Origin of the sequence: Cyclobacterium sp. SYSU L10401, from assembly GCF_010993705.1 — a bacterium.
GTDB lineage: Bacteria > Bacteroidota > Bacteroidia > Cytophagales > Cyclobacteriaceae > Cyclobacterium.
In genome coordinates this window covers 285,321-300,700 of record NZ_WOFO01000003.1, presented here as the reverse complement: position 1 = coordinate 300,700, position 15,380 = coordinate 285,321, and the positions used below count along the sequence as shown (strand labels likewise).

Here is a 15,380-nt window from a genome sequence, read left to right as displayed (position 1 = left end):
ACCAATTTAAGCAAATAAATCATTTTTTATATCCGACGCCAGACCTTTTGCCATATCGATTACATCCAGGTCAGGATAAATCACTTCAATATCATCAAATGACATGTCGAAAGGCTCTCCTTCCCTGTAATGAACGGGAAATACAATTCCGAACTGTATCCCGGGACCCCATTCGTAAGCTGCCAGGTTATGCCTCCAGGTTTCAGAAACGGAAAGAAAACCGATCCCTAAACTAGCCCTGGCAAAAGCGTTGATTTCAAATATGAATTTTGGGTTAACCGTAATCCTTCCACTGGCATCCAGTGCCAGGCCAGTTTGTGGACTCCAGTTAACATCTACCTCCGCAAGAGCTTCCCCTTCCAATCCCAAAGTACCCGTCAATTCGATACCACCAGATAAGCTGGCAATGGCCACACTAACTCCTAAACCCAAATCGCCCCGCAGTGTCAATCCTGCATCGGCTGGAATAGCAAATTCCCCATGACCTGCAACGGTAGTTTCTTCTTCCCTTTCCGGGTTGTAGGTAATTTCCGCAGATAGATTACGCAATTCACCTGGGCCAAACCCTGCTGTAAAGTCCAATCCTCCGCCGATCTGGGCGACCAATCCAATGCTTCTAGGTCCCAAGGGAATAGCAAATAAGGGTATTTCAATAGTGGGCACCCTGAACAGGTTTCTGTTGATTTCTCTCCTGCGAAATACTTCATAACTGTCAGAAGACAACCTGGCATTTACTTCAATTTCCCCATTGGGTAAGAGGCGGACACCGGCTGTAGCAGCCAGCCAGGGAGTGAGTTGCAAGGTTAACTCCCCTCCTCCATAAACCCGCATGTTTTCGTCCGGTTCTCCTGTCGGTTGCCCCTCCTCCCCAATGGGCCGGTTGGTGGCCCCCACTTCTATGGTACCGCTAAGCATGCCCCTGCTATACGCAGCAGACCCCTCAATGGTAAGGGCGCCATTTTCGTAGGTAACCGTCAGGGAAGTATTTATGCCCGGTATATCGGGTTGGGCAGTACCTGAGACGAAGATATCGTAAGCCTCCGCTCCGTCCGGTTTGGCCACGCGTGCTTCCACATTACCTCCCCTTATCCCGGGAATATCACTGCTCAGGTCAAAATTTCCGCCGATGGAAAATCCCTCCGCTCCGTATTGAATGTCCATGTTACCCCGCTCAATACCGGGCATGTCCAATTCAGCTTCTCCTGTTGCTGAAAAAGTGTTTTCACTGTAAGAGGCCGTAATGGTAGCACTTTTTACTCCCCTGACTTTGCCCTCCGGAATACCTATTTCCCCGCCAATGGTCCAGGTATTTTCCTTGTACTCCACATTAATCGCTGCCGGATCAAAGAGGTCGGAATCAAAATTAAAAACACCTTCAAGCTCGAAACCGCCGGCTGTAGAGGCGGTAGCGCTGATATGGCCTTCACCGACCTGGTTGATGCCAAAATTGGTTTGCCCTGTCAATCCGAGACCGTTTTCGGAACTCGCAAATATGGTGAGGGAACTATCAGTAATCTCAAATGGAGGGGGTACATTGATATGTTCTATAGGAAAAGTTTTAGATACCCTGATTTCGCCGTTGGAAATAAATAATTCTATCGGGTTACCTTCAAAGATTGGAATGCTGGGCAGTATGTGGCCATAAGCTTCAATACCGGTTGGCAAAAGGTCCAACTCAATGATTTCTACAGGACTTGCTTTTTTAATTCTTAAACCATATAACTTAGATTTAATAGACTGCTTGGTAACATAGCCCGCATACTTTGAACCAGGATATCTGTTTACCTCTATAACCTCATCCTCAGGCCAGGGTTGCCAGGTATTGTCAGTCGAAGGGATATTGATAGCAAGTGAACCCAGTGTGGGTGTATTTTCAACCCCATCCCCTTGTGTATTGAATTGCTTATGGACAATTTTAAAAGGGTTTCCCAACCAATTTCTTTCATCACTTCCAACGCTATCTTCCGCACCGGTCCAAATGAAGCGTTTACCCAGTCCTCCGGATTCGCGGGGAAAAATCCGGACCTCTCCTTCATTACCAATATCGGCCAGGTTCCCGACCTCAATGGCGTCTAAATGTTCACCTGATTCAATTTGCCTTTTGGTCCAAAATTCATTCTCGGTAATTTCACTATCCCCACCGGCTAAACTTTCAGCCTGCGAAAAAACCAAGGTGTAGTTATTCTTAAAATGTCCATCCCCGCCTGGATATTCATCTCCATGGCGCTCCCTGAATCCGGTTAATTTATCAGTAATTTGTCCTTTTATGGTCGAGCCACTAGAACTGTTTTTCGAAGCATCCAGCAATTCCATATTGGGAAGGGTATTTGGCCAGGAAGCTGTATTCCAATTGGCAAGTTGAAGCTCTACAATATGGTCCACATCAAAATTCCTATAGACTTTATCCTTGCCCCAAACTGGAGTGGTCAATTCACGGGACAGGCCTTCAATGTCTCCAATATAGGATGGCTTGACACTTCTCCCCGTTATTTCAGCAGTGAATACATGAGTGGTTTCACTGGTTGGAGGGGTACGATGATGGTTCTCATACAAAGTATTCAACTCATTTTTTATGGTGGTAGTATCAATTTCAGCCTTCCAAACCCCATCTCTTTGATTGGTGTTTCCTCTGGTATAATTATTTTTTCTCTTGAGTGGTGCCTTACTGGTATACAAGGAGCCCCTGTGATCCAACAACTTAAATCCAGGAACAGGAATAGCATCAAAAGTAATCGTTTTCGCCCCCTCATCAATAACTCCGGTTTCAGGAAGCATTTCGGGAGGTTCCACTTCCTCATCCCCCTCCTTCTGTACCATTTTCCCCTGTACGGCGGTACTGCTTCCCTGTTGAAGCGTATGGGTCAGCTCATGGGCCAGTAAATGTCTTCCCGAATCAGCGGAAGGCTTATAATTGCCCTCATTGAAGTAAACATCGTTGCCATGGGTAAACGCCTGTGCGCCCAGTGACCTGCTCATCTGGACGGCATGCTGGTCTGTGTGAATTTTGACTTGACTGAAATCCGCCCCAAAGCTACTTTCCATTCCAGACCTGGTCATGTTATCCATTTCAGATCCACCGGTAGGATGGGTAATTTGGCTTTCCATTTCAGGAGAAACAACCGAAGGCTGATCAGATTTCATCTGTAGGGACCCTGCCTCTCCTTCTTCGGTTTCATTATTTTCACCTGGATCGGTAGTTGCTTTAAGCGCTTCCCCCTCCTGATTTTGAAGCAAATCCTCTTCTTCTTCCTTTTCCTGGACGGGTTCCTCATCTGCTTCAGAAAGGGATACAGGAGTCACTGACTCTGCCAGGGGTTTGGCCGGAGTTGCTGATTCAGTACCAGGGGATTTTTGAACACTTTCCTCAGTCTCCTCCTGGTGCAGCGGTTGGCTTTGGCTGGCCCAGGCACCCTGACCGGAAGCATTCATCTGAACTACCTGGTCCGCCATGGCATCGGCCTCCTGCTCATACTGATCACCCGGCTGCCCTACCTGGAGTCTGGCCTGGAAAAAATCAATCCCTGCCTCTCTCATGGGGTTTTTGGTCTTTTTGCCGGATTTTCTGGTAAAAGCTTTTTTCATCTGTTTATAATTTTTTTTTATTGGTCAGATGGAATCTTTGACGATTAAAATAATCATTGCCCTGTGTGTTTAATGATGATTTTAATCGTGTCGATTTCATGGCGTGAAAATGACAACTATTTTTCTAATGCATACAGGTCCACCAAACTGAACAGGTCCAACTGATTGAGTTTTTTATTCCGGATGTTTTGGTGCACCTTTTCCAATTGTTCCGAATTGGTTTGGGTCAGGTGAGCATCTGCATCCGCACCGGTGTAACTGGGGTGCCCCCCTCCCCTCCACATGATATTGTCCCTATTGACCTGGTGATGCAAGTCTTTGATCATGCTACCCAACATGCCGGATTCTTCGCCTGTTTCTATCAAGTGCTTTAACCCGGCCGTATGGCCTACCTCATGGGGAATCGTGTTTTCGTCCGCCCCGGAGATCATGGGACCTGTATATTTTTCATTTAGGTATACAATGGTGCCATAAAAGGGTCCCCTGCCATAGGTTCCTTTAACTTTTGGATGGGAATCATCCAGTACCACCAACAGGTGTTCAGACCCTAATTTCAAATCGCTTAGTTTTGGTATCACCCTAATGGAAGCCCCGGTGTCAACATCATATAAAATATCGATACCCAATACACGCTTTTTTATTTTACCTTTGAAACTATTGGCTATCTGCCTTTGGGCAGCTGACGCCAGTCCCGCTGTATCCAGGCCGCTATTGCTGCTTTTGTTCCACAGGGCACCTTCAAATTTTAATTTAACGGCTACCCGGATACTTCTTTTATCTATTGCATGGTAGGTTTCACTTTTACTCCAATGCCCCTGTATCCCTTTTGGTTTTTTACCCTTTTGCTGAATGGTATGGGTAAGTTCGTGGGCAAGCAAATGCCTGCCCTCCCGACCCTCCGGTCGGTATTTGTTTTTATTGAAATATATATCGTTCCCATAGGTAAATGCCTGGGCATGGATGGATTGGTTCATCCGATGGGATTCGGCATCGGTATGAACCCTTACCTGACTAAAATCCGCAGCAAATGCCTGCTCCATCATGTCTTTGCTGGATCCTTCCAAAGAATTTCCCTTTCCCTTTTTTTGATGAAGCATGGGCTCCATGATCTCTGCCTGGTTTTGCCTCATTCCAGTATCCGCAATTTTAGCCTGAGGGGATTCTTCTTCCTCACTCTGAACCTCTTGTTCCTCTTTTGTCTGAACCTGGTCCTCCTCCTCTTTTGCCTGTACTTGTTCCTCTTCCTCCACCTGAGACATCAGTTGTTCTCCATTTTCCTCTTCGGGAGCCATTTGCATGCTGTCTTCCGTTTCAGCATCCTCCGTTTGCTTTTGAAGGAATAATCCCTCCTGTTCATTGCCCGGCACTACCTTTTCGGTATTCTGGGGACTTGCCCTGAAAAAATTGTTTCCATTCTTGTTCTGGAAAACAGGATTGATAATGCCTACTGAAGATTTTCTGAGCGCTTGCCTTTTCATCTTTCATTTATTTACCATTCCACCAATAATAATTTATTTCTCCAGGGTAACTTAATGATGGACAGGTTCCAGGCCAATCCATCCAATAATATATCCTGCGCTTTCCGTTCCACAAATAAACGGTCCTGTTGCTTCCCCAAAACAAGTTTGCCTTCACGGATCAAAAACTCGTTGCGGATCGTCTCTATACCCGTATTTTTCAACTTTCCCCAGTGATTGAGCAGGGATTCCAACAACCTATCTGTTTTTTTCAGGATATCCCGATTTAAGCGAACATCCCTGGAGATAGGCTGGTGAAAATCCAGTCCACAGAGGTATTTCTCAAAAACCAATTCAAAGTCAAAGGGGGCTTCCTGTCTGCTCCCCAGGTAATATAGGGTATGTACAGCCAGCTCAGGTTGCATCAGATTTCCGGCTTTATCCAAGTATCCGCAGTCATTAAAAAATGCCATTAAAAAGGGGTGGATTAAGATTAACCCGGCATGCGACAGGTAATGGGTCTCTTCTTCTCCGGATTGATCATTTAAAAAAGGATCAATCCCGACTTCCTGCTTTCCTGAACCATCATTCTCATCCCACCGCTTCTCCACTTTCTCATTTAACGCTTTGAAAAAACGCTCCCATTGGAAAACCTCTTCCTTTCTTTGAATTTTTCGGATCACCTTATATATTTTCGTTTGAAGCTTTCTGTTACCTTCTTTTGTAATCAGCAGCCACCTGATGGGTATTTCAGGTAAAATTTTGTTGTCACTTTGGCGACTAATCAGGATCAACATTTGAAAAAAGAATTCCCTTTCAGTTGGGCTGAGGCTTGCAAGTATGCGATCAAAACCCAGTGGGCTTAAGGGTAACTTTTCTAGCAAAATAAAGCCCAATAATTCCCTCAATTCTTCTCCTGTATATTGTGAAAGCAGCCGTTGAAAAAGTTCTGGATTCGATAATTTTTCCCGTAACCTGTTGCGTTTAATGTCGTCCCTGAGACTCAGCCTCAGAAATTGGAATTGAAAAAATTCTTTTGCCTGCTTCTGGTTGTACCACCAGGGAAGCCTGCCTGTTTCTAAAAAAAATATCCAGGCTTGAAAATCCTTGTTTTCATCTTCCAAAAGCAAGGCTTTTTCTATTTCTACCTCCTTTTCTGGTTGCGGGGATTTTTCTCTGGATGTACGGGACCTGGGAATATTCTTGGTGCCTGCAAGAGTGCTAGTCTGGGAGAAAATAGCCGTTTCAACTTTTAATTCCTCACCCAATTGGGACAGTATTTGTTTTTCCAGGTCAGCAGTAGCTGGAAAATCATGTTTGCTAAAAGCAATGTCCATAGATAGAAGCGGGATGCGAAGGGAATGATTGGCCAATTGACCTTCCAGGCTATCCAGGTAAGCTTCGATTACAGGCAGTATTCTCTCCCGTATAAATGAGCCCATATCTCTTTCCATCAATTTTCCGGTTTCCATGGAGGAGGTGAAAATTTCTACCTGAACTTTTTGAATGATATGGGCCTGATTTTTAGTCATTACATGTTGATCCGAAAAGAATTATTTTATATATTTGATACAGCAAAGTCGTCAGACTAAGCATTATTTTACTGGCAATAAGTATGGAATAGGTAGCAGTCTAAAAGTCAAAACGTCTGGAAATCGCGCACTTTCTGTGTTGTTTACATCACTGTTGAGTCGCTGAGTTACTAGATTAGAGATTAATGTCTGTGGAACTAGGAAAGAAGCCCATGAGGGACCAATCGTCATCCGGAATTTGTATGATTGGTCCCTTTTCATAACCTTAATTTTTCAGTAATACCATCAATTATTCTCCTTCTACCACCAACCTGCGGGCCTTCGATATAAATGTCTGCTTTGTCCGTCCAGGATGCCATAAGAGTTTCTATTTCAGTTCTGTCAGATTCGTTTGCCAATACTACAAAGAGCGCTGCTTTGGTCGCCTGTTCTTTTTCATGCAATACAGCTCTCAGATTCAAAAACCGGAAAACAAGGTCATTGGTATGGGTACTATTTCTGTAATCTTTGATCATTTCTATACTGGCCCAACTCCCATTGACCCAATCACCGGTCAGGTACAACTGATGAGTTATTCCGGATCTGTTCAATTGATCCCTGATGGGGCCGATGATTCTCCGTAAAGAGGCAGGTAGATCTTCATAACTTTTGGGAATTCTGGGTGGATTATTGACTCCGGTAAACCTTTCATCTGTTTTTAGCCGCTCTATGAGCGCATACCACTCTCTCCACTTGCCTTTGTACACGCCGTAATCATCATCTTTGTCAACGGGAGCAAATTCTTCCTGCAACTGCAGGTAGGTGGATTCCCTGTACCGTTGCCTTTCATCACAGCGGATGGCATCCAGCCGGAATGTCTGATCTGATTTTTCCATTCCATCCTGGGTATAAGTGTAGACCGGTCCATTGATAGTCAGGGTGGTGTCGGAAAAACTGATGCTAAATTCATCATCAAAGGGGCGTATGATCAGAAATCGCTTTAAGGATTCATCGTAATCAAACACCAGGCCTTTAGGAAAACGCTCATTCAGGCTTTCGGTAATGGCATGCATCCTGCGGTGATATATATTTTCGAGGGGGATAGACAAGGTTACCGGCCCGCTGATCATGGGCTGCCCGTTGATCTCGTAATCCCTAATTACCAGCCGGTAATCTTCGGGTTGCACTCCGGAGTTTCTGCGACTTCCCTTCAAACTTCTGGAGAGGTTGTTCAGGTATTTGAGGGTGCTGATCCAGGGATAGGAGCAAGCGGCTACCTTGATGTGGGAGTGGGCAGACTGGCTGACTTCATCCACCACCCGGTAAGCAAGTGACAAATCCCCAAAAACCTGATTATCCTCACTTAAAAGTATATAAGTACCCGACTTGGCCACTCCTCCCATACTGGTGCAGGAAGGGTGGGATTGTAAAAACTTCTTTAATTGGCCATCAGCCGATGACAAATCAAAATGGTAAACCTTAAACTCCAATCCAAACTGCTTGACCATCGATTTGAGAGACTGGTAGGCTTGCTCTGCATCCGCACCCAAATGTCCCCCGATCCAATAGGAATCTAGGCCTTTAAAGTCCATTAATAATGGATTGCTTCCCATGTCGTACCAATAGCTCAAAGGGGTACCTTTCCAACGCCAGTGGGTGGAAATCCCTGCCGAGTTCTGGTAGAAGAATGGGATGGATGGAAAACGACTACTTGCAGATGAATTTCCATTTGGAATAATTCTCAGGCCTTCCCCTCCACTGATTCCAAAGGAGACCAATAGGTAATAGATTTTTTTCAAAAGTGAAGGGATCAACTCACCCAGATCAGTCCCAGAGCCAAGGGATGGGGAAGGGAAAAAAGCATGCCTGTAAGATGCATCACCCACTTTTCCCAACAACAGGTGCTTCGGAAAGGCCGATATATCGGGATTTGGCCAGGAATCAAAGCCTTCCAAAGCTGCTATTAACTCATTGTAAGTCCCTACCAAATCTTTGGCCAATAGGTAGCGGTACTGGTTATATTGGTAGCTTGCTTCCTGCTCGAAATCAAATATGGAATCCAGAAGCGCATTCAGATCGCCCCTCAATGCATCAATGAATGCTTTATCTTCAAAAACAAATTCAAATCCGGATAAAATAGTCTGGATTCCCGATTGAAGATCAGAAATGGTATTGCCATCCAATATGGCATCCCGGTACAAACGGTCTACCTGTAAACGTGAAGAAGTATTGCTTTCCTGGTGAACTACTTTTAACAGTTGAAGTGGAGTAAGTGCCGAAATGGAATCATTGATTTCTCTTTTACGAAGAAAAAGGGGATCGTGGCTGATCAGGTGTTCTACCTCTTCCTCGTCCATCATTAAAATCCTCAACCTGGCTACCTGTTCCTCCCCCTGGTTGTCACAGTTAATATCTCCGCAGATATCCTGAGGTTTAGGGTAGCATTCCAAATAGGCCAACAAGATTTTGTCCTGCCAATCTGCCAGGCTATCCAATGGCTGGGCATTTTCGTCGGTATCCTGACATAATTCCCATAGTGGCATCTGGTTATCGTCCGGAAAGAAATAAGGGCTATACCTGGCATTTTCATCTTCAAATTCCCTGAAATGGGTAAATGCAAGCTGCTGAACGCCTATATCTTTCTCTTTTGGCTGGCTTTCGGACAGGGCCTGATGTAACAAAATCAGGTCACCGTCGGTCGTAATCCCTACTCCCTGACTGACAAGTAATTGTGTGGTTTCAGAGGACTCATCCAGCCCTGGTTGCAAGCCATGAGCAATGCCCACCCCATACAATGCCATCCGTGTGAGCCGGTCCTGGTCTTCAAAATAGGCTATGGTCTCGTTCAGCTGTGTATGGGTAAGCACCTGATCAGCCTTATAATGTCTGTATTGATAAATGACGGAACTAAGTTTATTTGACATGGCCGTTGGGATTAAATGGTACCTAAATTCGTTCTTCCTAATATGATACTGTCACGTAATGCATTGCTTTCATCTTCTTTTTCGCAATTATACAATGTACCGGTGGGGTAGATCGACCGCAATTCGGAAAGTATTTTTATAAACTGTTGGTGATTTTCGTATTTTCCCTGACTCAGCCCTTTTAAAAAATCCAGGTAGGCTTCTTCGAAATGGCCCAACTGATCTTCCTGCTCCAGGTCGCCGGTATTGGCCCTTCCGATCCAGCAAATTTTTGCTAATATATGTGCCGGTAATTCCTCTCTGATCAGGTTTTCCAAAAAATCCCTGAAATCCCTGTCGGCAAAACGAAAGGTATTTCCAGGCAAAACCAAGGTTACCCGGAATGAGTAAGGATCCAGGCAATTTCCCTCCTGGCAATCTTCTTTGCAAAACGGCAAAAAGGTGTTTTTTGAATCATCCTGCTCTTCAATATTTGGCCTTAGCAGGATATTTTCTACCAAAAACATGCCTTCATCATCAAACTCCCGATCCATAAAATCCTTAAATGAAAGGATAGCCTGTGCAAAGTTCTGAAAAGCAAAATACCTGTATTGGCTGGCAATAATGTAGTCGGAATCATTGGTATCCGAAATAGCCGTATTGATGATGCTAAAAGAATACCTTCCGCTTGGTGACATGGTGATGCGAAAACAGCCCAGCGTAAATGGTGTATCCGGAATTGCTTCCAATTGCTCAAAAAAAGAACTGATTTCCTCTCTGGGAAGGCCCTTCACCAATTGAATCACCAGGTAAATTTCTTTGTGAGCAGCGGTCCGGCTGGGATATTCCTCGGTAGCATTTAATAAAATGCTTCTGTTATTGTCGTAAATCCTCCAGCGGTAAACATTGTCTCCCTGGGAATTGATGAGGGGATAGATTTCGACAAAAGACCTGGCCAGATTTCTACGCAAAAAATTTCTTATCCCAGCCATTAGGGCAACTCTTTTTTCAAAACCTGAGGTATTGTTACTGTCCCAAATCCGGTCTAAAGGTTGCTTGTAATAATTCATAGCGGTAGCTCTTTCAATACTAATCTTTCCGTATTCCTTTAAAAAAAAAGACTTGGAATCCAGCACTTGCTGTTCGATGCCAGTTCCATAGATCTTCTTCATCAAAAAAGCATAATCACTAAATTTCTCTGCAAACCTGGCCAAAAGATGATCTTTTATTTTCTGGTTCCGTTCATTTGCTTCATCAAAGGCACCAAATAATTCTTCATTCAGGTCCTCAGTTGTATACCCATCCACCAAAAATTCTCCCTGGTCTCCCTGGTCTGTCACCGCCCTGGTAAAATAGGTCTTTTCGGAGGTGGTAAATACTGACAGCAGGTTTTTTACCTGGGACAGGTGTTGAAAATAACTGACCAGGATCTGGTCAAAGAAGGATAAATAAGCCTTGAGTTGATTGGCCTTTCTTTTTCTCTCTGCGTCCGCCGTTTCCGACAAACCAATGGGGCCTACCCCATAGACTTCAGGCAAATCATTACGAATACTGGAATATTCTGCCAAAGGATACTGGTAAGGTTCCGGCATGGGATATCCTTTTTCCTTCATGCCATATTGCAGATCGTATTGTTCTTTCCGCAATACCTCCTTGTAATTGGCAACGCGCCCTTCATCCACATTTAAAGGTAGTAAACCCTTAAAAAAATTAAATTTGCTCTTCTCACAAAGCATTGGTTTTTTTCCTGAATCTATGGGAATGACCCAGCCTCCTTGTTCATTGTCCTTATCGCAGTGGTTGATCCGAAGCTCCCTGATGCCTGAAACACCATCGAGGTCCATGATCAGCTGGATGATATCAGACTGCCGGACTTCTTTTCTCAGGGAAGCCTGCCGGACTTCTTCAGGGTCCAAAAAACCATGCTTTAAGGAAGGGCCTTCCAAAATTTGTTCTGTGGTATAGCCCTTTTCCAGCATTTGGCTAAAGGAATAAAACCGGATATCCGGAGAAAAATATTGCTGGATAACCTGTTCAATCGATGCTGCGATCCATTCTTCATCTGCCTCGGCTTCAAGGTCAATAATGGCACAAACCTGAATGGGGTGATCGACCACAGGCCCCACTGCCACGAGGTCCTCACATAGGTTCCTGTTCTTATGATAACTCTCCTTTATTTTTTTCTTTACCGATTCAAAAGACACCTCCTCTTCTACATCTACCAGAATACGGTGCAGCCCTTTCAGATCAAAACTACGGCTGTCTTTTTGGGGCAAGTCTTCCAAAATACCCGGATCATAGGACATCTTGAGGTTTTTACAATCAACGTACAAAGACTGTTTAAAGGGTTCAATCCAACAATTACGGACCCCCTTTAAATCGATAAACAACATCCTGTAATCCAGTTCGGTCAATGCTTTGCACGGCAAGACATCGGGACCAAGGTGAAAATGATCCTTTAAAAAACTTTTTTTATCTCCTTCAAAAAGCAAATCCTGAACGGGCAAGGAAAGGCGATATCCCAAATCCGTAATGGCATAGCACAATACCTCCAGGATGGTGATGCCGGGATCATGGGTATTGAAATCAGTCCAAAGGTTAGACCCCAGTTTTTGAATCCAGGAGATTCCTTCCTTTCTTAAAAACTGAAAATCCAAATCATCCTTGCTGTGAATAGCTTTGGAAATGGGACCATATGTTTTTGAATTTATCATCAATCAGCTTCAGTTAGATCCGTACAGAATGATATCATGTGATTTGGCTGACACCAAAATATGTTTTGGACTTTCTGGAAATACGTCACGCCCCATTTCTTTCCCATCTTTAAATATTCTGAGTTGTTGGATAAAATCTACATATTCCAGTTTTTCAAAGAAATAGATCAAACTGCTGAAATTAACATGATGGCTGAAATCAATGGCATGTTTGTTTTCAGCAGTCCAGGGAGACAAATGATGGATGGTATCCTGAGCAATCTGCTTGGAATAAAAAGCTTTGTCCAGTCCGGATTTAAAACTTACCAATAACTTGATTCTAATTTCCTCATACAATGGATTCATTACAGAAAGTTTTACCTGAGGAGATATTTTGCTTTCCAGAAAAGCCTTGATCTGATTTAATTTGGCTGCACTTAGGGTTGGCTGAAACAAATCATATACATTTTTATTGACCGTATCGGGAACAATGACCAACATCACCTGACCCGGAGACAAAAAGGATTGGCTACAGGTATGGTTCAAACATTTAACTTTATATACTTCCGGAAACTCCTGGAGCACCAGGTGTTCATAATCCCAAAGGGATACGGCCCTGTTTTTGTGTCTCAGGCGCTCGCTGACCCTGGTATAAAAGTTTTTATCGGTTTCAGGGGATTTGCCACCATGTGAATTAAACGGTTGATTGATAGATTTTACTCCTGCTTTGCGCTCTACCATTTTACCAATACTACCTGCCGGTAAACCATCCTTCAGGTGTCCCAATTCATTATTTCGATCCAGGAATTTCACCTTAAAGGCCTGAGCAAAAACACCTAAAACCCGACTGCTGGCATCATAGGCAGCATTGGATTTTAACCTGATCCAGGTCCTTCCTTCAGGCATCCTCGTCTGCTTGTCAAAAGCAGCATCCGGTAAATCCAATACGATAATTCCGGATTGAAGCAGGTTTTCTGTTTGATTGGAAAGTATCCGCTCCTTGCTCAGGGGCTTCCAGTAATTTTCCACCAGCACCGACCAGGAGAGGGTATTTTCACCGGAAAAATCAGCATGCTGAGGGTTTTCACTGCCTTCAAGCACCTGAAACAAAAGAGACAATTGCTGGTTTTTTTGTAAATTTTCAATACCCAAAAACAGTTCTCCCCCAGACCCAGGGAAAGAAAGCAGGTAGGGATCCTTGTCGGGAACATGGGCAATCCCTTCTTTTTTCATTTTCTGCTCTTCAAGAAAGCCAAAATCATCCCTTTGAAAGAGCGCCAAATCCTGAACAGCTCCGGATGTCAAATCATATTCCATTACACAATCAAAATCCATCTCGATGCTCTCCAAAACAGGAGTATATGGTTCATTGGGTATGGGTGTTTCAGGTTGGTCACTTGCCATGGCCAGGGCATACAATCTGGGGTAAAGATCATGTAAAAAGGACTGTAACAAAGTAACCTTAACCCCTCCCCTGGCTGCAATAGCAGATTTGCCGGATTTAGGGGTGATGGTCATATCGGCACGATAAGTGCCCGAATCATATTCAAAAAGCGCTTTTTCTTCGGTATAATTGGTCCAGCTATTTCCATCTCCTGCAAAAACACTTGCTTTAAAATAGTCATCTCCGCTGACAATTAAATTTTCCGGCTCCTCATTGACTTTGATTTGATTACCCAACAAGGGACCCTTTAACCCTGATGGTTGCCACATAAACAGCTTGATGGGCTGTTCCAGAGTGGTCACTGGTGTAAAATGCTGTGACAGGTAGTTGTCTTTGCTTAAGTAATTCCCGCCCAAATCACGATAACCAAAATACCAATCCTTAAAATGTTCAGGAGGATTTTTTGTGGATGTATCCGGAGTGTTGGACCAGATCCCTTTGATATGAATATGGGTTGGTTGCTTGAATTCCCACTCCGGGTATTTTATATAAAAGCTGCTTCCTTTTTTGGGGACACTGCCAAATGGTTGAAATGGTTTGGTGGGATTGAGTATACCAAGGTCTGACTCCAGTACAGGTTGCCTGATGCCTTTGTACCTGGATTTAATCCTGACTTTTTTGATTGGAGTTTCCCCCAGGGCTTTGATCCATTGGTAGCTAGTGGAAGTAAGGCAAGGCAAATCAAACCAGATGATCGGTGATCCGTCCCCTATTAGTGCACCGTGTATTTTTTCATCTTGCGCCACCAGGGAAGGCTGGTCTTTATCCAAGTGAACCACCAGAGAAAAGGAGCTGTCATTGACGGAACAAGAGAATCCAATCTCCGGGTGGTTTGTAGCCGAAGTAGTAATCCAACCTTCTTCACCGCTGAGGTGGCAGGTAAATATTTCCGGAATATCCTTGGCTTCACCATGGAAAGGTAATTTTTTTTTGAATTCGAATTCAAATTTGAAATAACGGTCAGCCGTTGCAGCGGACTTCAGGGAAGGAAAAGCCAGACCAAAACCGAAAGAAGCCGGAGCCAATGCCGGAAATTCAGTTGTGTCCTGAACATGGCCAAATGGCCACCATCCCCTGTTTTCAGAAGGAATAGGTGCTCCATTTCCATCCAGAGAATTGGCTATGGGACTGAATTTTATTTTTTTTTGGACGGCATCTACCCAGCGATTTTTCAATAAGGACACCTGGGCCTGGTTGGGAAAAAAATCTTTGGTAGAGACATAATGTCTGCCCAATCCTTTTTCATCTTTACCCCCATCAAAAATTGTTCCTTCCGGAAGAAATACCTGGGGACTCTTTGCCGTCTCAAGTACCAAAAAGGCCTCATCACCCTGAGGTTTTTTGCGGGGAATATTTAAAACAGACCGATAATAAAAATCCAGGTGTCTTTTGGTAATCCCATTCAGGCGGTCCTTGGAAAATCCCAGCAGATTGAGAAACGTCACCAATAGACTCATCTGCGGGGCAAGTTTACCGGATGCTGCAAAAGCTTTCAGCTTGTTTTCAATGGATCTTTGTAAATCCCGGTAGTCTGTGGTACCTTTTTCTGGGATCTCCTTAACGCTGATCAGGTCATTGAAAAACATCTGCCAGTTTTCTAATACTACAGAAGAACTGGATTTTGGAAAAAAAGGTAAGAAGGAGGCAAAATTATGTGCGAATAGCAGCCAGTCTTCTACTTCCAGGCCCATCAAATCCACATTTCCAGGATCCAGGCCAGGGAGATGCCTGTCTGACTGTGAAGTACCTTTCCTCCATAATAGCTTCAATATGTGTAGGTTATCGGGTTG

The 15,380-nt window shown here is 44.1% G+C and carries 6 protein-coding genes; all 6 read right to left on the bottom strand.

The genetic code is table 11. The features are described from left to right. Positions 1–6: 6 nt before the first annotated feature. Entirely contained in the window at positions 7–3,582 is a 3,576-nt protein-coding gene (locus GL182_RS09145; RefSeq protein ID WP_163379358.1) for a DUF4157 domain-containing protein, read from the bottom strand. Positions 3,583–3,698: 116 nt separating this feature from the next. Then, entirely contained in the window at positions 3,699–5,060 is a 1,362-nt protein-coding gene (locus tag GL182_RS09140) for a DUF4157 domain-containing protein (protein WP_163379357.1), read from the bottom strand. Between the two features lie 11 nt (positions 5,061–5,071). Then, complete coding sequence (locus GL182_RS09135; RefSeq protein WP_163379356.1) at positions 5,072–6,571, bottom strand: contractile injection system tape measure protein; 1,500 nt, start codon at positions 6,569–6,571, stop codon at positions 5,072–5,074. Positions 6,572–6,828: 257 nt separating this feature from the next. Then, positions 6,829–9,474 carry a hypothetical protein gene (locus GL182_RS09130; protein WP_163379355.1) on the bottom strand — a complete coding sequence of 882 codons (2,646 nt, stop codon included), beginning with the start codon at positions 9,472–9,474 and terminating at the stop codon, positions 6,829–6,831. Positions 9,475–9,485: 11 nt separating this feature from the next. Next, on the bottom strand, positions 9,486–12,167 hold the full coding sequence (locus GL182_RS09125; protein ID WP_163379354.1) for a hypothetical protein: 2,682 nt from the start codon (positions 12,165–12,167) through the stop codon (positions 9,486–9,488). A gap of 9 nt (positions 12,168–12,176) precedes the next feature. After that, on the bottom strand, positions 12,177–15,359 hold the full coding sequence (locus tag GL182_RS09120) for a baseplate J/gp47 family protein (protein WP_163379353.1): 3,183 nt from the start codon (positions 15,357–15,359) through the stop codon (positions 12,177–12,179). Positions 15,360–15,380 lie beyond the last annotated feature (21 nt).